Annotated in this window: 14 protein-coding genes; 3 read left to right on the forward strand and 11 right to left on the reverse strand. The window is 43.3% G+C overall.

What is annotated here, in order from left to right; translation table 11 throughout:
* Positions 1–448: 448 nt before the first annotated feature.
* Complete coding sequence (locus F7734_RS49545; protein WP_155751670.1) at positions 449–5,542, forward strand: SDR family NAD(P)-dependent oxidoreductase; 5,094 nt, start codon at positions 449–451, stop codon at positions 5,540–5,542.
* A gap of 151 nt (positions 5,543–5,693) precedes the next feature.
* Here F7734_RS49545 and F7734_RS49550 read toward each other — a convergent pair whose 3' ends face one another.
* The gene (locus tag F7734_RS49550) at positions 5,694–6,179 is read right to left on the reverse strand and encodes a hypothetical protein (RefSeq protein WP_155751671.1); all 486 of its coding nucleotides are present in this window, start codon (positions 6,177–6,179) and stop codon (positions 5,694–5,696) included.
* Between the two features lie 162 nt (positions 6,180–6,341).
* On the opposite strand from F7734_RS49550, the gene F7734_RS49555 reads away from it, so the two are divergent.
* The gene (locus tag F7734_RS49555) at positions 6,342–8,216 is read left to right on the forward strand and encodes a serine/threonine protein kinase (RefSeq protein WP_155751672.1); all 1,875 of its coding nucleotides are present in this window, start codon (positions 6,342–6,344) and stop codon (positions 8,214–8,216) included.
* Between the two features lie 72 nt (positions 8,217–8,288).
* Here F7734_RS49555 and F7734_RS49560 read toward each other — a convergent pair whose 3' ends face one another.
* The 10 genes from F7734_RS49560 to ndhL form a co-directional block, all read right to left on the reverse strand.
* Entirely contained in the window at positions 8,289–8,837 is a 549-nt protein-coding gene (locus tag F7734_RS49560) for a hypothetical protein (RefSeq protein ID WP_155751673.1), read from the reverse strand.
* A 352-nt stretch (positions 8,838–9,189) separates the two neighbouring features.
* Positions 9,190–12,426, reverse strand: a complete 3,237-nt coding sequence (locus F7734_RS49565; protein ID WP_155751674.1) for an SdrD B-like domain-containing protein — start codon at positions 12,424–12,426, stop codon at positions 9,190–9,192.
* A gap of 278 nt (positions 12,427–12,704) precedes the next feature.
* A complete protein-coding gene (locus tag F7734_RS49570) occupies positions 12,705–14,957 on the reverse strand; it encodes an OmpA family protein (protein ID WP_155751675.1) in 2,253 nt (750 codons plus the stop codon).
* A gap of 3 nt (positions 14,958–14,960) precedes the next feature.
* Positions 14,961–18,317 carry a hypothetical protein gene (locus tag F7734_RS49575; RefSeq protein WP_166482638.1) on the reverse strand — a complete coding sequence of 1,119 codons (3,357 nt, stop codon included), beginning with the start codon at positions 18,315–18,317 and terminating at the stop codon, positions 14,961–14,963.
* An 81-nt stretch (positions 18,318–18,398) separates the two neighbouring features.
* A complete protein-coding gene (locus F7734_RS49580; protein ID WP_155751676.1) occupies positions 18,399–18,815 on the reverse strand; it encodes a hypothetical protein in 417 nt (138 codons plus the stop codon).
* Positions 18,812–19,741 (reverse strand): DUF11 domain-containing protein, encoded by a 930-nt coding sequence (locus F7734_RS49585; protein ID WP_155751677.1) that lies wholly within the window; start codon positions 19,739–19,741, stop codon positions 18,812–18,814. Before F7734_RS49585 ends, F7734_RS49580 begins: the two co-directional genes overlap by 4 nt.
* A 1,253-nt stretch (positions 19,742–20,994) precedes the next feature.
* Positions 20,995–21,642, reverse strand: coding sequence for a heterocyst differentiation related protein (locus tag F7734_RS49590; RefSeq protein ID WP_155751678.1), 648 nt, complete (start codon positions 21,640–21,642; stop codon positions 20,995–20,997).
* 245 nt (positions 21,643–21,887) lie between these two features.
* Positions 21,888–22,688, reverse strand: coding sequence for a tryptophan synthase subunit alpha (gene trpA / locus F7734_RS49595; protein WP_155751679.1), 801 nt, complete (start codon positions 22,686–22,688; stop codon positions 21,888–21,890).
* 77 nt (positions 22,689–22,765) lie between these two features.
* Positions 22,766–23,077, reverse strand: coding sequence for a DUF3007 family protein (locus tag F7734_RS49600; protein WP_155751680.1), 312 nt, complete (start codon positions 23,075–23,077; stop codon positions 22,766–22,768).
* A 109-nt stretch (positions 23,078–23,186) separates the two neighbouring features.
* The gene (gene ndhL, locus F7734_RS49605) at positions 23,187–23,399 is read right to left on the reverse strand and encodes an NAD(P)H-quinone oxidoreductase subunit L (protein WP_155751681.1); all 213 of its coding nucleotides are present in this window, start codon (positions 23,397–23,399) and stop codon (positions 23,187–23,189) included.
* 727 nt (positions 23,400–24,126) lie between these two features.
* On the opposite strand from ndhL, the gene F7734_RS49610 reads away from it, so the two are divergent.
* Positions 24,127–24,309, forward strand: coding sequence for a hypothetical protein (locus F7734_RS49610; protein WP_155751682.1), 183 nt, complete (start codon positions 24,127–24,129; stop codon positions 24,307–24,309).
* The last annotated feature ends 149 nt before the right edge of the window (positions 24,310–24,458 follow it).

Raw genomic sequence — 24,458 nt, forward strand, 5'->3', positions numbered from 1 at the left:
ACTATAAGAAAAATAAATTTTTAAAAAAAGAGTCATAAAATTGTTACTTACTAAGCTAGAAATAAAGTAACGACAGGGCAAGTTGTTTCACGATTTTGTAAAAGAAAAGGCATTTTTATGAATTGATAGAAGGAAAGAAATGATGCAATATTATTCTATAGATTAGTGTTCCCAATACCAAAATAAAATAATTTTTCTAAAGAAAATCATTTTATTCCTGACTCGATTTTTTCTTTGTTGTAGTGCTAATTGGTACTGATAACTGTCTTGTCTAAATTGTCTTTAAAGACTAATTGCACCCTTTCCGCTCTAAAATTCTACTTTTGCATATAGGTAAGGCTAGCCGCACAACATTGAATGCTGAGTATTGCCCACCCTAAGCTCATAGGTAATCTTTTAGCGGGAAGGGAGTAGCCTGAAGTTCAGCTGAGAATATAGAGGGTAAATAATGAAAAATATCAACAAAAGCATCACCGCTCTTTCACCAGCAAAACAGACACAACCAAAGTTAGAGTTTCAAAATAATGCGGATTTTAACAAACAACAGACTGTTGTTCAAAGAACTAATGAGGATATCAAAAATCTACAAATTATAGAAGCATCTCTGTTGAAATCTCCTTGGATTGATGAGTGCGCGGTACTAGTTCGAGAAGGCAAAGCTTTCAAACGAGAGCTAGTTGCTTATCTGGTTGCTGCCAATCCATTTGCGTTGGAACAGCTAGAATCTCACTTACAAGCCACTTTACCCACTGCTTTAATGCCAAACGCTTATGTTTTAGTCTCTACCATACCACTTACCGAGCAAGGGTTGGTGGACGAACAAGCATTAGTCAACCAGGAAGTTATTGATTCTGAATTAGTGCAGCGATGGGAGGAGCAACTGCGATCGCATTCAGAGGTTGAGCAAGTAGCAGTTGTAGTTGATGAGTATACAGAAAAAATTCCACCACTGCATTTGAAAGACGTTCTTCCTAAGTGGAAAGATTTTAATAAAAACATACATCATTCTAACAAAATAGTTACTCAAGCTACCACAGCAAGATCGGATATTCTTGCTATCAGTCGTGGCGAGCCACTAAAATTACCGATAGATGCTCCAAAGAATCTTGCGGAAGTGCTACTGAAGGCTGCTGTAGGAGCTTCTGAGAAAGGAATTGTCTACATTGACTCTAACGGTTCCGAAACTATTCAGTCTTATCAAACTTTGTTTCAAGAAGCACAGAGGCTGTTAGCAGGTTTAAGAAAGCTAAATCTTCAGCCTCAAGATAAAGTCATCTTCCTTTTAAATGAGCATCAAGACTTTATTCAAGCATTTTGGGGTTGTATTTTGGGAGGGTTTGTCCCAGTACCAATTTCCACTGCATCTAACTATGACGATCTATCTGACAGTCATGTCAAGAAGCTACAAAACGCATGGCAAGTTTTGGATCGACCTATAGTGTTGACAACTAGTACGATCGCTCCTCAAGTCCGCGCCTTATTCACTCGTTTAAATCTAGAAAACTGTTTAGTTCAGACGGTAGAAGATTTAAGATTACAAGAACCAATAGAAAATTGGCACTGTAGCCAACCGGATGATCTAGCGTTGTTATTGTTGACTTCTGGTAGTACTGGTATGCCTAAAGGGGTCACCCTGACACATGGCAATATCATCAGCAGTATCGCTGGTACGTCCAAAACGCAAAATCTGACTGACCAAGATATTTCCTTAAACTGGCTACCTCTGGATCATCCCGGTCCTTTAATTCGATGTGTCATTAGATGCATCTTTTTGGGTTGCCAACAGATTCATGCTTCGACTGCAATCGTGTTGGAAGATATCTTAGTATGGCTCGATTGGCTCGAACGTTATCGCGTGACAACAACTTGGTCTCCCAATTTTGCTTTTGCCTTGCTGAGCGATCGTGCTGAAGATATCAAGAAGCGGCGTTGGGATTTATCCTCAGTGAAATCTTTTTTAAACACAGCCGAGCCTATCGTTCCTCAAACAGCACGACGAGTACTAGAACTACTTTTACCTCATGGATTAGCAGCCAATGCTATGCATTCTTCTTGGGGTATGGCTGAAACTTCCTCAGGTGTCACCTTCTCAGACAGATATTTATTAGAATCACCAATCCCGCAGTATTCTTCTTTTGCAGAATTAGGCTTCCCCATTCCTGAAACTTGCCTTCGGATCGTCAATGACAAAAATGAAGTTGTCAACGAACAAACAATTGGTTATTTACAAGTTAAAGGTTCTACAGTTACCCCAAGTTATTATCACAATCTTGAACTCAATCGAGAAGCCTTCACTGAAGATGGTTGGTTAAAAACTGGGGATTTAGGATTTCTGCATGAGGGGCGTCTTACTATTACAGGGCGGACTAAAAATATCATCATCATCAATGGTGTTAACTATTACTCTCATGAGATTGAAGAAGTCGTAGCAGCGGTTAAAGGAGTAGAAGTCTCTTACACTGCAGCTTGTGCAACTCGGCAACCAGGAAATAATACAGACGAACTGATAGTCTTTTTCCATACTCTTATTACTGAAGAAAAACGTTTAGTAGATCTCCTCAAAGAGATTCGCAGAAATATTGTTAGCAAAATAGGGATAAAACCTGATTATTTGATTCCAGTTGAAAAACAAACAATTCCCAAGACTTCTATTGGGAAAATTCAACACGCAGAACTAAAAAAGAGATTTGAAAGTGGTGAGTTTGATGCTATTGTCAAGCGAGTGGATGTTTTGCTGGGCAATCACAATACTCTTCCAAACTGGTTTTATCGTCAAATATGGCGACGAAAAGAAGCAGTCAGTTTGGATACTCAGCCAACAACAGGGTTAACCCTAGTATTTTTAGATTCATTAGGGTTAGGAGATTTTATTTGCGCTGAGCTAGAAAAACTCGGTAAACCTTATATAGGTGTTGAAATAGGCTCGGATTTTGCTAACCTCGCTCATAATCGCTATTGCATCGCTCCAGAAAATTCCGCTCATTACAAACACTTAATAGAGTGTATTTCAAAAGAAAAGCTTCCAATTACACAAGTATTACATTTGTGGACTTATGACGAGTACGTAGGAGATATTTCCGCTCTCGAAATGCTCGAAGAAGCGCAAGAGCGTGGAGCTTACAGCCTGCTTTTTTTAGTTCAGGCATTGGATCGGATTCAAGGTTCGGATACGCCAGTTCGGTTGCTGTTAATTGCAAGCTACAGTCAAGCCATTTCAACGCAAGAAAAAATAGCTTGTGATCGCGTACCCTTACAAGGACTCGCTAAAACAATCTCCGCAGAATTACCATGGTTGGACTGTCGGCATCTTGACTTACCCATACAAGACAACAAAATTAATGCAGAATGTATTTCTCAAGAGATTCAAGTTATTCAAAACGAACAGGAAGTTGCTTACCGCAATGGGAAACGTTTGGTTCCTCGTCTAGAAAAGGTTGACTTGCTCCAGGAAGAAAAGCAACAACTTCCTTTTAAAGAAGGGGGAATGTATTTAATTTCTGGTGGACTTGGAGGAATTGGTGTAGAGATTGCCAAATATCTACTACAGTACTACAAAGCTAAGTTGTTGCTTTTAGGTAGGACTTCCTTGCCCGAGCGAAGTACTTGGGAAAGTTATTTGCACAAAGGAGATGTTGCTTCAGAGCGCATCAAAGCTTACCAGGACTTAGAGCAACTAGAGGGAGAAATTATTTACGAAGCTGTTGATATTTGTGATTTGGTGCAGTTGAATCAAGTAGTAGAGCGAGTTAGCTATAATTGGAATTCCAATTTAGATGGTATTCTTCATCTAGCAGGGATTACCACGAGATGCACGCTTCTTGAAGAAACGCTCGATAGCGTTGCCGCCACATTTCGTCCTAAGGTTTTTGGTACTTGGACGTTGCATCAATTGATTAAACACAAGCCAGACAGTGTTTTCATCAGCTTTTCTTCAGTCAACAGTTTCTTTGGAGGTTTTGGTGCAGGTGCCTACTCGGCGGCTAACCGTTTTATAGATGCCTTTTCCCATTACCAGCGATATCAGAGTTTAGTGCAAAGTTATTGCTTTGCCTGGAGTATGTGGGATGAGGTGGGTATGAGCCGTAGCAATCAAATGAAAGATCTAGCGCTTGCCCGAGGATACTATGCCATCACTAAAGAGCAGGGATTGCAATCCTTGTTTACTCTTCTACACCACAACCAAACACAACTTTTGGTGGGATTAGATGGCAGCAGGCTTCCCATGCAACAGTACATGGAAACAAAATCTTACTGTATTCATAAATTATCCGCTTATTTGACAGCAAAAACCACAGTATCTAGCAAGCAATTGCAGGAATTGAAAGTGTGCGATCGCTTCGGTACTCCAAGCTCCTGCAACTTCATAGAGCTTGAGGAAATGCCTCTAACAATCACAGGTGACATCGATCGAGAACAACTGACTACCTTAAAGCGTCGCACCAGTCAGTCAGGCGAAAGAGTAACACCAAGAAATGAGTTAGAACGTCAGATTGCTAACATTTGGCAACAAGTATTAAGCGTGTCACAAGTGGGGATCTACGATAACTTTTTTGAATTAGGTGGACATTCATTACTAGCTGTCAAATTATTCGCGCAAATTGAGAAGCAATTTGGAAAAAAACTACCCCTTGCTACCCTTTTTCAATCGGGTACAGTGGAAGCTCTAGCAAGCGTGCTTCAAGAACAACAAGAAATAACTTCTCAAGTTTTGGGAATAGAGAAGGAGACATCAGAAACTCCTTGGTCATCTTTAGTAGTTATCCAACCTAACGGTTCCAAGCCTTCTCTATTCTTACCCCACCCTCTTGGTGGAGAAACTCTGTGTTATCGAACGTTAGCTATGCATTTAGGAACGGATCGACCAGTTTATGGGTTGCAACCACAAGGGCTAGATGGAAGACAAGCTCTTTACACTCGTGTTGAAGACATGGCAGCCCATTACATCAAAGAAATTCAGACGGTACAGCCCAAGGGTCCTTACTACTTAGGGGGGTACTCATTTGGAGGTATCATTGCTTTCGAGATGGCTCAGCAACTGTATAAGCAAGGTGAAAAAGTAGGCATTCTTGCCATGCTTGATACCACCCGTCCGGGATGCGAGCGCCGATTATCTTTCCGCCACCGAGTTCTCGAGCATTTAGAGAATTTTTCTCAGCAAGGAGTTACTTACTTACAGTACAAGCTTGTGGGTTGGAGCGAGTGGATTGGGTTCCATATCCAGTACAAGTATAAAAAGTTAATGGGAATTACCGACACTTCCCGTAAGGATAACAAGTACTTGGAAATCATGGATACTAACTTTCACGCCCTCGATCGGTACACTTTCCAAACTTATCCCGGTCAAATGACCCTCCTGCGGACTTCCGATCGGCATCGAGACGATGCTACAGGTATGCAGTACGACCCGTTGTTTGGTTGGGGTGAATTGGTACAGGGAGGAATAGATGTCCACCATATTCCCGGTTCTCACTATACTTTGTTGGAAGAACCTCATGTTCGAGTGCTAGCTGAGAAATTAAAAAATTGTTTGGAAAATTCATAATTCTTAAAGGGGCTGGCGACTGGATGTAGGTAGGGCTATGGCGCACAACATCGAATGTGTGGCATAGCCCTACCAACTTTGCTAATACGGGAGGCGGAGCCTCTTCTCAGGCATTCCCAGGCGGAGCCTGGGAACGAGAAGTCCCTACTCCCTACTCCGGTAAATTTCCAAACACTCTTTCAACGACTTGTTTAGTCTTAGTTTCTAAAATTTGCCAGTCCACATCTCCCGTTTCATCGATTAAACTGGTATCTATCTCAACTTTTTCAAGCCCTGGTATGTAGTTAAGAAAACACACTTGATAACACAGTTCCCACAAATCAATACTGACTTGTTGCTCTTGACGCTGTAGGCACAAATGATATCCTGGATGGGGCATGGGCAGAATGGAGAGAGTTTCTCTGATTTCCAAGGCTTGCTCTGGTGTTGCAGCTTCCAGGTCTTGCAGGAGCTTAGTCACTATAGCTTGAGTCTCATCGGTAGTGCCAGTAGGCCAAATCAAGACATCTTGATAAGTTCCTGTCCAAGAAGATACATCAAGCAGCTTGCGAATATTATCGACAACTCGAATAAAAGCTGGTTGCATGAGGATTTCTGCCTGCTGCCATGCTACTGAATCGCTTATTTTAGGTGGCATTGGAATAAACTAAGGTTATTGAAAGAAAAATTAACAACGTGTATTTATTAAAAAACTGGGTTTTACATCCAAATCTTTTCCCAAGATAGCGGATTTTATCCAGGAATATTTGGAGATATTTATTACGCTCTTTTAATCGGGTGTGAACACTGGGGAGTGAAAATGATAGGCAAGCTACTAGATTACCGTTACCAAGTCATTAAAGTCCTTGCTACAGGGGGCTTTGGTGAAACATACATTGCTAAAGATACCAAGCGACCGGGCAACCCCATCTGCGTTGTCAAGCACTTAAAGCCTGCGAGTTCTGACTCCAAAGTGTTTGACACTGCCAGACGGCTGTTTCATAGTGAAGCTGAAACTCTGGAAAAATTGGGCAATCATGACCAAATACCCCGACTTTTGGCTTATTTTGATGAAAACCAAGAATTTTTCTTGGTACAAGAATTTGTTGAAGGGCATCCTCTCAGCGATGAATTGCATCCGAACCGTCGCTGGAATGAAAACCAAGTTACGGCGATGCTACAGGAAGTTCTCGGTATCTTGAAATTTGTCCACGGTCAAGGCGTTATTCACCGTGACATCAAACCAGATAACATCATCCGCCGCTCTTCGGATGGCAAATTAGTTTTAGTGGATTTTGGAGCAGTCAAGCAATTACGTGTATCTTCTGGATACTCTACCAATACACAATTGTTTACGGTTGCGGGAAACCATTCTGCTACGGTAGCTATTGGGACTCCCGGTTATATGCCCACAGAACAAGGACAAGGCAAACCCCGTCCTAACAGCGATCTTTACTCTTTAGGTATTATCGCTATTCAAGCGCTAACGGGTATTGCGCCAATGGATTTACAAGAAGACACTTACACGGGGGAAATCCTATGGCAGCATTTAGTTCCTATAAGCAATAATTTGGAAGCGGTTTTAAGCAAGATGGTGCGATACCATTTTAAAGACCGCTACCAAAGTGCATCGGAAGCACTGCAAGCGTTACAGTTGTTTGCGCCTGCGTCTTCAGTTCAATTAGAATATGTTAACACTTCTACAAGCTACCAAGCCATCAAGTATTCGTCTCCTGAATCCAGACAGAAAACAATCGCCGTAGCCCCAATAAATCCTGTTGCTCGTTCACCAATCGAAGCTGCACCTAAATCCACGCCCACGCCCAAAGCAAATAACGGACCTGATTTACTACAGCTATCAATTTTAGCTCTTTTAGCTGGTGGCGCTGCTGCTATCACCCCAGCTGTAGTAAAAAATGTTCAAAATGTTGTCGCTAATTTTTCCGATCGTAGCAGTACAACATCATCACAAATGTGCTTTGCAGTTATTAAAGAAAATTCAAATATTCGTTCTGAACCCAGTAACATTTCTGATAGCGTTATAAAAACTATTACAGAAGATAGTCATTTTGAAGTGACAGGTTTGCGAACAAAGCGCGGTTGGGTACAAATTAAACTCGATCCTAAAACCTCAGGTTGGGCACATCCCGATATTATCAAAAATAATGAACTTTGGGTTGATTGCCTGCGAGACAAAGGAACCGCAGTTAAAACAGAGGATGATGAGGATCTGATTACAGTCCGTCCCGCTCCTAAGGCGAAATCAAAACCAGCCGTAAAGCCAAGCCCTTCATCTTCAGAAGATTTATTGGACAAATTACAGGGGGCATCTGCTGAGGATTCTAAAATTTTAGAACAAGCTAGAAAGAAATATGAATCGGGAGATTTACAGGGTGCGATCGCATTACTAAAATCTGTGACTTCTAATGCTCCTGCTGTCAAAGAGACAACAGAAATGGTAGCTCAATGGCAGAAAGATTGGGCTAAAGCAGAAGCTTTATTTAAAGATATCGATACAGCGATTGCTGAAGGACAATGGGATAAAGTTTTGGGGTATAAAAACGACCCAGAAAAATTACCCGATATTCAGTATTGGCAAGAGAAAATTGAGCCACTCTTTAAACAAGCTGCCGATAATATAGGCAAAAAAGAACCTCTGAAAAACACCCCTGAAGAATCGAATGTAGACCGCTAATGGCTAATGGCTAATGGCTAATAGAAAAATGACAATTAGCAATTAGCAATTAGCAATTAGCAATTAGCCATTTTATTTTTTCACTGGTTGAGGTGGAGTTGGTCGCTCTAAACCAGCCGTAAAAAAGTAAACGCGATCGCAATATTGGCTAGAGCTAGAGCAAACAGCTTCAACAGCAATATTAGAAACATTGCTCACATCAAGTGCCAAAGTAGTTGACTGACCTGGGGTGACAGTGCGGCTTTCCACCTGTTGACCATCCAAGTACACTCGAACATCAACACTTGTATTCTTTGTGCTGTTATCGCGCATTCCAAATCCTAAATTTAAAGTTTGAAACACGGGTTGAGGACGGTTTTCTGGCTTAATATTGCAAGTGAGTGAAGCAGAGCGGGAACCGGGTCCTAGATAAAATTGACTAGTATAAACTGCTCTTCCTATAGAAACATCAAGATTTTGCTCGCGGGCAGTGCCAAGCCCACTATTAACACATTTGGCATTCAGCAAGGGTATAGGGCGCTGTGCCTTTTGTGCATGAGCAATTCCTCCAGTAACAGTGGTGACTAAGGATAAAAGTACAGTAGTGGCGATCGTTGAAGCAATTAAACTAGTTTTTTGCATTTTTGTCTAGTAAATAAAGTTGCGGCAATAGGGCAAAAACAAAAATAATAATAACTTGGTTTGGTTAATGGTTAGTGGTTAGTTGTTAGTCGTTCCTCGTTCCCAGGCGGAGCCTGGGAATGCGTTATGCGAGGCTCTGCCTCGTCGCGTGTGATACCAAATCCGTTTTTATAACCTCTCTTAGCCCATAACGCATTGCCTCGGCTATACAAACGAAGTCCGCCTGCGCGGACTAAATTATCAAGGGGGTAAAAAATGCGGATTTAGTGTGAGCTGAAGACGGGAGGCAGAGCCTCCCAAAGGCATTCCCAGGCGGAGCCTGGGAACGAGAGGTTACTAACCACCAACCAATTTAATCAACTCTGACACGGAAACGAATGTAAGCAGGGTTACCACTGGAAGCTCCAAAAGTGCCAAAGTTAACAATCACTGCACCCCTACTATTTGTTTGACTCAAACAGCGATTGTTCGGCGGTAAGGGTGCTAGAGGTGTTAAAAATGTACCTTGGTCGGCACCAGTACCACTGCCAACAACGGCAATCGTACCGTTACTGTAACTTGTTCCTTCTGGAATTAAATCGCAGAATCTGACATCGTTCGTATTTTGGGCAAGGAAGTAGATTGTATATTCGACTTCATCACCGCTTTGTAAAGGAGTTTGAAGGTCGCGAATACCGAGAACTGGTTGTAACTGATTGATACTATTGTCGTCATCACCAGCACCGTCATCAAAGGTATTGAAATTGCCACCAATGGGCTGATTGTTTCTCAATACGTTGGTAATCCGTTTGACTATGCGTAAATTTGGTTCACCTGCACCTACAGCAGAAGCAACGAAACCAAAGTCTACTGTGTCAAGATTTTGACCGGCAGCCAAGGTCACAGTTTCTGGTGGAACTAGAGTGGGTGTGAAGTCTGCCGGAGGATTGCTAACGATGACTCTGTAAGTACCTACAGGTAAGTTGGGAAACAAATATCTCCCATTCTCATCAGTAGTCGCAGAACGGTTGATATCGTCAGGCGTACCTGATTGACCGTCAGGTCCGGCACCTGTCAAAGTAACGGTAGCGCCGCTAATTCCTCTTTCACCTGGATCTTGAGTGTTATTGCGATTTGTGTCAATAAAGACAGTATCACCAATGGAAGCAAGTTGCGGTTGTGTAAAACCAAAATCTATCGTGTCAAGATTTTGACCTGAGGCTAGGGTAATGGTAGCAGGTGGTGTTTGAGTTGGGTTAGCACCTGTGGGTGGATTGGTGACAGAAACTCTGTAATTTCCGGCAGTTAAATTGGGAAAGCTATATCGACCATTATTATCAGTCGTGGTAGTACGGCTGGTGTCATCAGATGTGTCGAATTGATTATCAGGTCCCGCACCTGTTAAAGCAACGGTACGACTGCTAATTCCAGGTTCTCCTGAATCTTGAACATTGTTACCGTTGGTATCTGTGTATACAGTATCACCAATTGAACCTAGTGCTTGTTGAGTGAAGCCAAAATCTGCTGTATCAAAATTCTGGCTGGCTGTTAAGGTGATGGTGGCAGGTGGTGTTTGAGTGGGGTTGAAACCGTTAGGTGGATTGGTGACAGTCACTCTGTAGTTACCAGGAGGTAAGCTGGTAAAACTGTATCTACCATTACCATCAGTAGTTGTGGTACGGCTGGTATCGTCGGATGTACCAAATTGATTATCGGGTCCTGCACCTACCAAACTGATGTTGCGATCGCTAATCCCTGGTTCTCCTGGGTCTTGAACGCCGTTGGCATTGGTATCCGTATATACAGTATCACCAATTGTACCTTGTGCTAACTGAGTAAAGCCAAAATCAACAGTGTTGATAGTTTGACCTGCCGATAGGTTAACGGGGTTTGGCTGAGTGAGTGTTGGGTTAAAACCAGCAGGAGGGTTGTTAACGGCGACTCTGTAAGTACCTGGTGGTATGTTGGTAAAACTGTAGTTACCGTTGTTATTGGTAGTCGTGGTTTGAGAAGTGTCGTCAGGTGTACCAATTTGACCATCGGCACCTCCTCCTGTGAGAACAAGGGTGATGTTAGGAAGCCCTGGTTCTCCGGGGTCTTGGACGTTGTTCCCGTTGGTATCATTGAACACCGTATCCCCAATAGTACCGCTTGCTCCCGGTCGGAAACCAAAATCAACAGTGTTATTAGTTTGACCTGCTGCTAGAGTCACAGGATTGGGCTGAGTTAAAGTTGGTGTTAGACCGGCAGGAGGGTTGCTCACCGCTACTCTATAAGTTCCTGCGGGTAAATTCGTAAAACTATAGTTACCGTTGTTATTGGTAGTTGTAGTTTGGGTTGTATCGTCAGGTGTGCCCAGCTGACCATCGGGACCTGCGCCTGTCAGGACCAGGGTAACGTTAGCAATTCCTGTTTCCCCTGGATCTTGAGTGTTATTACCGTTAGTATCGGTAAACACGGTATCGCCAATTGTACCACCTGCTCCTTGCCGGAATCCAAAGTCAACAGTGTCGATCGTTTGACCCGCAGCTAAAGTGACAGGATTGGGCTGAGTCAGGGTGGGAGTAAAACCTGCAGGGGGGGTGGTAACAGCGACTCGATAAGTTCCAGGGGGTAAGTTGGGGAAGCTGTAGTTACCGTTGTTATTGGTAGTTGTGGTTTGAGTTGTATCGTCAGCTGTACCCAATTGACCGTCAGGTCCAGCACCCGTTAAAGTTAAGGGAACGTTCGCAATACCTACTTCCCCAGGATCTTGAACGTTGTTACCATTGGCATCATTGAAAACAGTATCGCCAATTGTACCTGTTCCCGTTGGTACACAAATTTGTAGTCTTGCAAGACCAATAGTTTCATCTTGTAAAGGGTTGCCAAATTCTGTTCCCGGTTGATAGACAATATCAATTCGATTCACTGGATTGGCGATCGCAGCTGAGACGTTACCAAAGGATTCGCCGGGGAAAGAATTCTCAGTAATACCTTCTCCAAGGTTGCCAGTCACTCTAACGTATTGGCCAGGAGATACCAGGTTAACCGCAACAGGTGTGTTGCCGTTGAATGCATTAACTGTAACTCTATCTTGGTATATGAACGGTGTACCGTTGATAGTGTCACGCGCACCATTTCGGTCAACATCTAAAAGGGTTAGGGGAGATGCTAAAGTGACTGGTTGTGAAAAGGTAATGGTGAGCGTTGCGCTACTGCCTATAGGTGCTGGTCCATCAAAAGGCGAGTTCGGGTCGTTACTCTGAAAACCTATATTGAACCTTAGATTTGGTCCGAGAATGCCACCGTAAGTATCTTCACTAATTAATGTTTCGTCTGTATCGATAACTTGACCGGGAATGCTTTCGGTGAAACTAATAGTGGCATTAATTCCATTGACAGTCAGGTTTTGACTGGTAATTCCTGCCACGTTGTTCGCAGTATTCCAGTTAAGTGTTTGTGGTGTTGTACCAGCCGGACAACTGGTTTGTGCTAACACCTTTCCACCACCCGAAATACTCCCCAGGAAGGGAACTTGTGGCACTGTGAAAAGTAATGTCAGCAGCGTATGTTGCCAGGGTAGAAAACGGAGTGCTTTTTTATCAATCTTATTAAATTCAGCAGTCACGGCAAATTCCCCATTGACCGAAACAATTTTGGATTTTGGATTTTGGATTTTGGATTTTGGATTTGAGATTTGGGATTTGGGATTTGGAATTTTAGATTTGGGATTTGGGATTTGGGATTTGGAATTTTAGATTTGGGATTTGGGATTAAATACAATTTTTGGTTTCAAGCCCCCAGTCTTAACTGTAGAATAAACCTAAAATTCTCTAGTCACTGCATTAATCCGTGGGGTCAATCCAAAATCGTAAATCTAAAATCCAAAATCTATTGACTTTTGAACTACCTTGTGCGTCGTCGCTGTTCGATTTGTAAATCTTGCTCTTGATCTTCAATGATGAGTTCGACACCTCTCACATCTTTGAAGATAATTTCAACTCGGCGATCGCGGGCGTAATCAACAACATCTGTACCACCAGGAACCTTCCTTTGACTTTCTCCAAAGGAACGGATGGTCATCCTTTCTGGTGCGATACCCTTGCGTAATAAATAATTTCTTACAGATAATGCTCTCCGTCTTCCCAGGGCTTGGTTGTAAGCATCGCTGGCACGGGGATCTGTGTGACCCTGTAATTCAATGACGATGAAAGGATATTCTTGGAGAACTTCTGCCACGCGATCGAGAACCGCAGAACTGTCTTGACTGATAAAGGATTTGTCAAGTGCAAAGTGAACGTTTCTTGGTACTTGTATCCTTATTGGTTCTGGCGGTGTTTCTGGTGGTGGTTCTGGTTGTGGTGGTGGTTCGGGAGGTGCAGGGCGTGTTGTACACTGCGGTGGCTGAATTCTTTGAGGTTTTGCCGGTGGAGTTGGGTTGGGAGAAGTTCCCCTTGTTCCAATAAATGCAGCAACAGCAGGTTCCGATGTTCCGTATTTGGGGTCAGTAGCGATCGCGCTCACAATTTCCCCATTTTGTAAATTTTCTACCGTAATACTAAAATTGCCTTTTTCGTCAACTTGTGCATTCCCTAAAGGTTCTCTTAAAGCTCCATAACCGGGTTCGTAGAGTGCTTCCCTACCTGTTTGATAATCGCTCAAACGGTAAATTGTCACGGACGAACCGGGGTCAGCCTTTCCTTGTAAAGTGACGCTATTACCAGTAGGAACAAAAGTCCTTGTAGCAAATTCTGGAGCGTTAATCGCCGCATTACCCGTATCTAGTCGGCGATTGGAAGAGTTGCGTCGGGGATTGGGACCGTCACCTCTTTGAAAATCGCTGACATCCAGATTTCCTTGGGTATTCAAGTCAATGCTCAACCCTTCTAGAGCTGCAAATTTGTTGTTTTGAATGACATTACCCCTAGTGTTGGGGAACGCCGACACCACAACACCCGGTCCAGTTTGATAGTCAATTTCATTTCCTATCACTTGATGGTTGCTGCCCATCAAATAAACTGCTGCCCGTCGCAAACGTCTGCCATTATAAGTGATGCGGTTATTCTGAATTTGAACATCCCCTTCTGGTTTAAATAAATACACGCCTGCGCCATCATTAGCACAAATTAAATTGCCAACAATCCGGGATTTATTTATCACACCTTCAAATCGCAAGGCATCTGGCATTCCAGCCAGCCCGTTACCGACGATAATATTTTCACTAACTACCGTATTTTCACCACGTACTGAAGTAATAATAGCGCTTCCTTCATGGTAATAAATTCGGTTGCGTCGAATTGTTGCCCCTTGAGAGTTAAAAACATAAACTCCAAAAGCTGAGGTTGACTCTGGTAATTTTTCATCCACAGTTAATCCCAACCAGTTGTTTTCAATCACAACGTTTTTTGGAGGAACATTTCTTTCATAAAACGGAAAATCATCATTTGGGGGTTGCTGTTGGCTGGTATTTGGAGGTGGGAGAGGATGGGAAATAACTATATCCCCTGGTGGGGTGGTGAGGGTGGCTGGCTTGGGAATGCCATCATACACCAGTAAATTGCCCAGTTGCTGCTTAATTGGGCTAGCTGTAAAACCGTAAAGGTTTAAACCCCGAATTGTGATGCCATCAGCAACCACTGTTAAACCGCGAAAAACTTCGCGTTCTGGAGCGGGGGAAATCGCCACCACAGGAATTGGAATAGCAATTTCAGCAGTCGCCGAACCAGAAGCATCGTATCCGGGCTGAGTGGTGCCATCTATAACCAATCCTGGAGCCGCTAGATCGGGCAGTTGTTGTTGTAACTGGATGGCAGTGGCACCCCCAGGAAGATTAAACTCAATGCGAGAAGCTTCGCCACTTGCTGGTTGGATTTGTGCTTTTTCCGCACTGCTTAATTTCTCTGTCGAAAGCGTGCCATTAGCTAGTTCTATGGCTTCCCGTAAAGTTAGCTGCTCATCAGCCTTAACATCACCATCTTGATTGCTGTTCACTACAATTCTTAACGACGGGGAAGCAAGGGACAAGGGAGAGGGGGAAGACAAGGGAGAAGATTCTACCTTGTCCCCCTTGTCTACCTTGCCTCCTCCTTGCGCGTATGCAATACCCGAAGGTAAAAGACAAAGAGCGATCGGTAATAAATAAACTCTGCTCTTAAACATTACTCACTTCTCTCCACCACTGAACCTGCGAAAAGCTGATAGCTTCTTGAGGGAATTGATTAGCTCGATCGTGGACTTTTGTAACTCCGTGTTTTCCTGAACCGCCAGTGCTTGAACTTGTTTCAACCGCTCAATAAGTATACTTTGAGGGGTTTGTAACTGGGTTGCAGGGCTAGTTCTGGCTTGGGTTTGTCTCAAACGTCGAATAAGTTTGCTTTGAGAGTTTTGCGCTCCATTTGTAGGTTGTCTACTAGCTGTAGGAATTTCTGACTCTCGCTGCTGCCTGGGTACGGGCTTTTGCAATCCAAAGCCACCCAAAAGTTCATTCAGTTTGAGGCTGATATTGACGTAGAAACCTCCTTCAGAGCGGTAACTACCAAAATCACGGTCATCGTCCACACTACCAAAGCTATAACCCACACCTAAGCGCAGGTCAGGTGTTAAGTAATACCCACCTTCTACGGCAACACCAAATTGATTATAATCCGATCCGCTATCAAAGTCTTGTCCTATCCAGCGTCCTTCTACGGCTAAATCAGTTCGGTAACCCAATCTATAAGTGGCTCTAAGTTGTGCTAATTGGGTGTTGCTATCGTTACTTTGGTTGTTTCCCAGATCGCCGCTAGTTGCTAGACGAAAAGCGTACTTACCATAAAATTCCCATCGCCAGTTGGGGGCATAAATCCCTTCAGCTGAGAGTACGTGAGCGTTTGAGCCTCTATCGGTGTAAAATTCTGGGATTGAACCGTAGTTCTGACGCCACTCGTATTTCAGCAATCCATTGAATTTATCGCTGTTGGGGTCTCGATAAGCTAAGCCAAATCTGAGGTTGATAGCGTCTGCCAAATCGTCTACTCTGCCCACAAAGCCGGAGGTACTAGAGGGGAGATACACGGGAATATTTGCTCCGCCTGCTTGTTGAAAGCGAACAAGAGCTGTGAGGGCGGGTGAGAGTTTACCGGCTGCTGCGGCTGTTATGACGAGGTTATCGTCATCATCACCATCGCGATACTCAAACTTTGCACCAGCTTTAAAGTTGGGATTATCGCTGTAGTCCAATCCAACGCTGTAAACACTACCAGCAAACAGTCCTAGTGAAGCCGTGTTGGAACCTGTAACAGAGGTTTGGAATACACCGCCTGCAGCATTGTTATTAAAGATGTTTTTGAAGACGTATTGGTAACCCAAATTCAATTTCAAACCGGGAGCAATGCGAGCACCGTGATTGATTCCTACGGCTCCTTGACCTTGTAAGCCGTTGAATCCAGATAAAACTGAGTACTGACCGCTCAGGATTGTATCATCAGAAAATTTGTGCTCGACAATCGTGTCTAATGAGGTGATGGAGTTACCACGTAATACGCTGCTGTCATCGTAAAACTGGTGCGCTAGTCGGAATGTGACCCCTGGATATGCCTTCCAATCTAACGCCAGGGTTGTTCTGTTGGGATAGAGTGGGTCGCTATCATCCAAATTCAACTCATTTTGCGCTTGGAAGGTCAAGGATTGAGTGAGTGGAAGCTTGAGCCGAGAGACTAACTGGCTGGCATCGCCTTCAAATTGATCGCCCACGCGGTCTTCGCGAGAACGGTTGACATATTCCAAACTGAGATCGGCAAGGCGACCAATAAAGTTGAACTTTTGTAAAATTCCAGCGCGGATAGTTTCCAGTTCGTTATTGACTCTAGAACCAAAACTTGCAGCTGGTGGTTCTGGATTGAATATGTCAAAAAACGGTGTAAAACCTAAGGAACGCCCGAAGTTCTCTTCGTAGTCGTATGCGGCTGTCAGAAAGGTGGTATCGGTGACTTTTGCTAAAAGAGAACCTCCATAGCGTGTTTGTCCAGCTGTGTAGCTAAAGGTGGCGTTGTTGGAGAAACCTTCGTCAGAAGAACGATAATAGGCTCTTGCGTTCAGGCGATCGCCGATATTACCAATTGCCTCTAATCTGTAAGCATTACCCGTTCCATCTTCTCCATTGAGCAAACTACCGCTAGAACGAGCAAATTCCCCAACAATTTGACTGCCATTTCCTAACGAGACAAGGAAATCTGCTCCATACAGTTCAAAGTCTTGACCATCTTGGTATTCCCGCAGGTAACTACCACCGAGGAAGGTTTTATTTTCTGTTTCCTGAGAAATGTTGAATTGTACCCGCCCTCCAACAAGAGTAGATGTTTCCCTTCCTTCGTCTGGTTGGTAGGAGATAACAAGCCGCCGCACTTTAGTGGGACCAAAGGGCTGTGTTGCTATGGCGAATCGGGAGTTATAAAGCTTGACTGTTCCTCGGTTGTAGTCAATTTCGTAATCGCGACCGCGAAAGAGTTGTTTGCGGTCTAAAACTGTACCGGGACGGTTGATTTCTTCTTCTTCTAAATAAACGCTTTCACTACCAGGAAGCACCAAACGCCGTGACAAGAAGTAGTCACCACTTGTACCGTCAGGAACGATGATATCTCTCTCGTAGCCTTCAATATTGTTAGCGTATAAACCTGTGATTTGAACAGGACCAAAGCTGAAGTTCCCCTTGAAGCCGTGTAGTTGACGGTTTGTAGCAGTGTACAGTTGGGAGGTTCTGGCAAATTCTTCAGTGTTGTAGTCTCCCCACATGGCGTAGTCGGGTTCAGCTCCTGTCACGGGGCTGCTGCGCTCAAAGCGAAGATAAACACTGTCTATTGAGGGTGCTGTGGACGTGACGGTAGAACTGTCACCGTAGACGGGATATTGTTGTTCGCATTGCTGGTCGGGTTTGCCAAATAGACGCACATTGCCTTCGCAGTCTTGATTGAGAGGGCGATCGCTGTTATATGCTCCTGTAAACAACCACTCTCCGACTTTGCCCGTAGCAAAGACGGCTGCATCTAAATCAACCTCTGTTCCTTCGTCCAAATCTTCTGGAACAAATTCACGGAAACTACCCCAGTAATTTGTACCACGAGCACCTATCCGTAAATTTACTACCCCTGTTGTCAATGAAGGGCGCAGGTAAGTTGTAAATTCTACCTGAGTATAGGCTTCTATCGGGGTATCTTTAAACTTTTCAATTATCGAATTATCAGTTTGTTGGGGGAAGGTAGTGTCGTTTAAAACACCTCTTTGTCCAAAAAATGGTGAATCTTTGATGACATCCCTATCTCTTCGGAAGGGATTTTGTGTCCTGATACTTTCTACCGCCGCCCGCACGCGAACTTGTTGGGGTTTAATATCAGATTGCAAAGTAGCGGTAAATTCTCCACCGCGTGCTACCACCTGAAACCCGCCTTGGTCTTTATCTTGGTCAGCACCGATAAATTTCCCCGCACTGGATGTCAGGGTAACCACTATGTCCTCACGGATAATTTGACCGTTTTCATCGGTCACCTGTCCGGTAAATCTAATAGTAGAACGTCCATCTGCCTGAACTCGCGATCTCCAACAGGTACAATTTCAATTTTTATCTGGTCACCAATGACCTCTGAGGGAGTTGGGGTTGGGATTGGGGACTGGGATCTGGGGATTGGGTATTGGGATCTGGGGATTGGGTATTGGGAAGTTGGGATTGGGATTGGGGTCTGGGGATTGGGGAGTTGGAAGTTGGGAATATTGAGTAGGTTCTCCATGCTCAATGCCCAATTCCCCATGCCCAATTCCCCATGCCCAATTCTCTGCTGCTTCAGCACTGGAAAATTTGGCTTCGCCTGCAAAGCAAGGGAAAGCGAGTGCTACAAAAGCACTCCAGATACCTAGACTAGTACGGGCGCAAGGCATTGCGCCCCTACTTAGGGTAGAGGTCAATATGCAAAATGCTAGCTTTTGGCTTTTCCAATGTTGAATACCAAATTGGTTCGTAACTTTAACTTCAAGCTTTCTTGTTTTCATCGCTTATCCTCTGAAAACGCAGGCGTAACACCAAAATTCACTCTTGCCATACTATTGGGCGCTAGTTTTACCAAACGTGACTGACTGTTCCTTTCAATGAAGTACGTATTAGGTGCCAAACCATAACCTGGTAAGCTTGTCAAGTCTAGTGTTGCTGTTCGGTGTCCTGGAATGACATTGGCTAGGGAGAACAGCCCTTTGGCATCTGTGACGATACGATTGCCATCATCCATGTAGATTACGGCATTGGGAACCCCAGGTTCGTTTGGTTGCTGTTCGCCATCAAAATTTTTATCAACAAATACCCGTCCAATTAAGGTGCCGCAATCTGAGACTATTCCAGGTCGAATTCTTACTAGGTGGCTGGCTTGGTTGCTTGTCAAGTTTCCAGATCTTGCTTGTGCTAGGTTTCTGCCAGTGCCTTGAATGGCATCCGGTGTCACTTCAACGGCATAACGGACATCTAAGGTTTGATTCGGCTGTAGTGTAGTTGTTGAGGTAATTGTGACTGTACGATTTGAAGTCGCGCTGGCAGTCAAAGGAACTCGCGTATTTCCTATGGAACCTTGCAAGGTGTTGGGAACAAATTGCAGTCCTACAGGTAGTCTGTCTGCGATCGTTAAATTGGCTAGTGATGCTGTACCCGTATTTCTGATAGCAAGACGGTAAACAACGTTGTCACCCGGTTCAGCGGCAGCCCTATCGCCTGTTTTGATTATCTGTAAAGCACCTTGACCTGCTCTAAACGTGACGGGATTGGACGGTCTTGTTTCTGTAATGTTGCTTGCACCAGAACCAGCAGTATTTGTGATTACCCCCGTCGGCGTCTGAGCCACAGACGGCAGGAAACTATCAGCAAAAATACCTAAGATGGTAAATGTAAAAAAGAGGCTTTTATGCCTCAACCATGAGGATATAAAAGTCATTGCTCAACCAATAGCAAAGGTTTTTCTTTCGTTTAGGTTTCTATAAAAAAAACCTAATTTTTTCCGTCAATCCCAAACTCTACTTAATGCGTCAGATTTGTACTCTTGAAAATCCTGTCAGGGATAAAAACATTGATTTTCAATATGAGGGAAGTGTGAGTTTCGGCACTGAAAAATATACGCATATCTCAAAACTGGAATTGAATCACAGATATTAAGCTTCTGCTTTTACAAGGAAAACATTGCAGAGCACCTTAGACAAGTACACTCTTGCAATTACGACAGTGCTTCCATTACTGTGAGCAAGTAACAATTGGGGGTTAGCATTGCACGCAAATAGCTTCTTGTGAATACACAATGGTGTTTTGCTGAAAGCACCTTTCTACTGTTAATGAAAGGCATACACTCCACTTGTGGTAGAGCAATAGGTGGGATGTTGACCTGCTTTAGATACCATTGTGTTTTTTTCATTTTTATGTTACAAAATGTTTATTTTTTTACTGTCAGAGTATAATAAATAGTATCCACCTGCGTTTACACACAAGCTTCTTGCCTGACAGTACATAGCAGATGAACACCATTGACGATCCGATTGGGATACTAATATGCAGAGATTACAAACGCATTCAGCTTATTGATGGCGTGAAAATCACGAAAAAACTGCATGGCTTACCTGCGCTGTTTCCCTAGATTCCAATGACTGGCTCTAATAGTTTTCAACACAACTGAACTCAAAAACACGAGCTGTCATTTTATCAGTGAATTGGCAATAGGGAAAGCCCAAGCTATACACAATCCACAACTTTATGAATCATCGGATTTGGCGTTGGACAAATAGGTTTTAGAAGAATAATACAGTAAACTGTAAACGATGCACCAGCTTGCTTTATTGAATCTTTATTTTTGACTAGGTATGACGTAACAGCATTATCATCTAGAAGTATCTCACAAACGATTAGATAGATAACAATTTATCTCGAAATTTACGTATAAAAATTATTTCTCGAAGAAGTTTAAAGGAGCTTTAGCATATATTTGCTATTTTTTTACAAGAAGAGTTGAATCACCTGACCAGTGACCACTAAGCAGTGACCAGTGACCGTGAGCGAGTTGATGATTGACAAATAGGTAGTTTATATAACAAAAATTTCGAGCGCAGTCAGCTATCTTGCGCCCAGAATATATGATATGTTAAATTGTACGCTCAAGTCAGCAGCGTTAAACAAAATGTACTAACAGCTTAATGCCCCTAACTAATAGGTGTCATCGTAATCGTGTGTTTCAACTCGTCTAATATCATTGCGAGGAGGTAGAAACTCGGAACGACGTACAGGTGCTAGTGGTGGCGTAGGACCATTATAAGGATGAATGACTTGTACGGTACGGGCGGGACGTGGCTTTTGTGAGAACAAAGCGTTTATTCCTGCAACGACAACACCACCGCCAACAGTTAAAGCCATACCACCTACAGCCCAAACAATACCTGATGACCACCAAGGATTTTGAGATTGCTGTAAAGCTGCTTGCTGTGCTGCTTGTGCTTGATTTTGTTGCTGAGCGCTCCACTGAGCCAGGGTATGTTGGATTTGTCCCTGAAGTTGTTGGTTTTGTTGTTTGAGGTCTACGTTTTCCTTCTGAAGTTGGGCGTTCTCCATCTTCATCCGTTCCATCTGTACCCGCAGCTCTTCTGTATTGGGGTTTAGTGGTGCTGGATTGGGATATGTTTGATTGGAATACGCAGTTGGCGGAGGCATAACTGCTGGTGGTGCTACTACAGTTGTTGGCATCTGTGGGGAAACACTGAAGCCAGACTGGATGGGAGTTGCTGAGCCTTTGAGTAGCAAAAGAGCTGCCAACCCAGCTACGGCAACTCCGCCGATAAATGCCATACTCTCACTCATTACTCTCTCCCTTAATTTGCAACGAAACTACTGCGGTCGTTGACTGACGCTCTCTCACACTCATAAGGTATATATCCTATCTGAATTTCACATACAGTCTTTACCCTATTTTGCGGTAATATCTTGTTTTTTACCGCTACATATGCGCTTTTTATATTCAAGACGATATCTGTTAAATTGTCTACCAACGAAGGTGAAAAAAAGCTAGCATTTTTTCCCTAGAAGAATTAAGTAAGTATGCTTACTCAGGATGTAGTAATTGCTGTCTTGAGACTTTGACAAAACTCGGCAATGGCAATAAGTCCTTGCTGTGGTGTTCCTTCTGCCAAGCGCTTTACAAAAGCACTACCAACTATGACTGCATCGGCTCCCCATGCTTTCACTTGTTTGGCTTGTTCTGGTTTCGATATACCAAAACCTACACCAATAGGTTTATCAGTAACACTACGAATCTGTTGTAGTAAATCTGAGACTCGGACTTCCAGCGTGCCTCGCATTCCCGTAACGCCCGTGACACTCACCAAATAAATAAACCCTTGGGAAGAATGAGCAATTGCTTCTATACGTTCGGAGGAACTCGTTGGAGCAACCAACAAAATAACATCAATCCCTATTTCAGAAGCTATTTTGAGTAAGCCAGATGACTCTTCCAAAGGTAAATCCGGTACAACCAAGCCGGCTACCCCAGCTGCTGCTATATCTTTAAAAAACTTTTCAATTCCACGATTGAGAATTGGGTTGTAATAAGTAAACAAAATAATAGGGGCTTGCAAACTGGAAGTTACATTTTGTAACATTTCCAGGACTTTATCCAAAGTTATGTTTTGTTGTAAAGCACGAGTCGCTGCGGCTTGAATAATCGGTCCATCTGCTAGAGGATCGGAGTAAGGAACACCCAATTCAATGATGTCTGCTCCATTGCGATCCAGAATTCGCAGTGCTTCTGCCGTTGTTTCCAAATCGGGATCGCCTGCAGTGATAAATGGAATTAGAGCGCATTGGGATTGACGTGCAAGATTTTCAAAGCGATGGGAAATAGGTGTCATTGGTTATCAGTCATTTGTCATTTGTCCTTTGACACTATACCTAAAGACAAAGGACAAATAACAAAGAAAGAACAAATTTATACTTGAGATTGTTCTTCTTGTTCGATTTCGGCTTGAATTTTGGCTAATTCTTCAGGAGAAAGTTCTTCCAATCGCTTTTTGAAAAAGGCGTCTTCGTACTGTTGGCGTTGTGTGTGGTAAGTCATGTTTTTGCCCACCGCACGGAACAAATAGGTGAGCAACCAGATAATCAATCCAACAAACAGTACGGCTTGAGTCCAAATTCCAGCTTGTGCGCCATCTAAACCCGCCAGCTGTAGTGACAAATATACCAAGCCACCTAATATAAAAATGCCAAAACCTATACCAATAGCGTCAATGCGTCGCATGAGAAGTCTTCAGGATGAAGTATATAAGGATGAAGGATGAAATGTTTCCCAGTACAGTATATGCCCAGACTCCACACTTTATCCTTTACCCTCTATACTTTATCCTTTCTTAAACTTCTATTTTTCGCCTTTGAGGTCGATAGTTAATGACAGGCGACAGAAGTAGTAAACCTGGGAAGAACAAAAATACTAGAAAGTACATGAAAGTACGTTCTACAGAGCTAGCGTTATACCACCGCAGTTTTAAGTACAGCAGGACAGCTGCTGGTACGACGAGTAAATAAGCTCCTGCCAAAACCAAATACAGTAGCGCTACAACCATAATTCTTAGCTCTCGGTGAAAAAGACCTATTGGTTCATCTGTCTTCTATGATAGGGAATTGAGGATAAAGGGGACAAGGGGGACAAGGGGTGATAAGCAGTGCCCAATGCCCAATGCCCAATTCTCAATTCTCAAGACTGGACAAATGAAAAAATTAATGGTGGAATAAATAAAGAACATCAGTCAAAAACTGATTTCTTGTGCTATACTTGTCCAAGTGCGGATTGAGGTGAGTAAAAATCAACCTTGTCAGCAAAGCCCGGATTGACTCTGGGGGTGTGGCGGAATGGTAGACGCTACGGACTTAGAAAACTGAGCCTTGATAGAGAAATCTTTCAAGTGACTGCTCTCAAACTCAGGGAAACCTAAATCTGTTGACAGACATGGCAATCCTGAGCCAAGCCAAGGTAGTTATAAGTCATTGTTGACTTGTCTTTCTGTTAATTGTTAAAAACAAAGGACAAACAACAAATGACAAATGGCTAACAAAGGAAGGTGCAGAGGCCCGACGGGAGCTACCCTAACGTAAAGTCGAGGGTAAAGGGAGGGTCCAATTCTCAAAGCCTTACTCTTCTGTGAAAGTGTAAAGCAGTAGCGAAAGCTGCAGGAGAATGAAAATCCGTTGACCGTAAAAGGTCGTGTGGGTTCAAGTCCCTCCACCCCCATTTAAAAATAGGAAAAAACTATACAGTATAGTCGCTCCATGAGCTAAGGGCAGCGATACGTTTTGCGAGAATTAGGAATTTTCTTTAAAAGAATTGAGGATGAGGAAGTTCGCAAACAAATTAATATCCTTGAACAAGCGTTTCGTCAGCCGATTACAACAGTATTGAAGCGAGAGTTAAACCGTCTTAAAAGGAATAGCTTGACAGGAGAAGCTTTATTACAGGAATTAAAAAGACTAAATTGATGAGCTTTTATTGCTTGCTGATGTTTCCGAATGGTAAACGACAGCCGTTCCCAATAACCCACTACTGACGAAGTGTTCGCCGCTCAATCTGAAAAATGTGCTTCTTTATACAGAAAAACAGTAATTCTTCTTAGAATTTAAAAAATTTT

The sequence above is a fragment of the Scytonema sp. UIC 10036 genome (assembly GCF_009725235.1).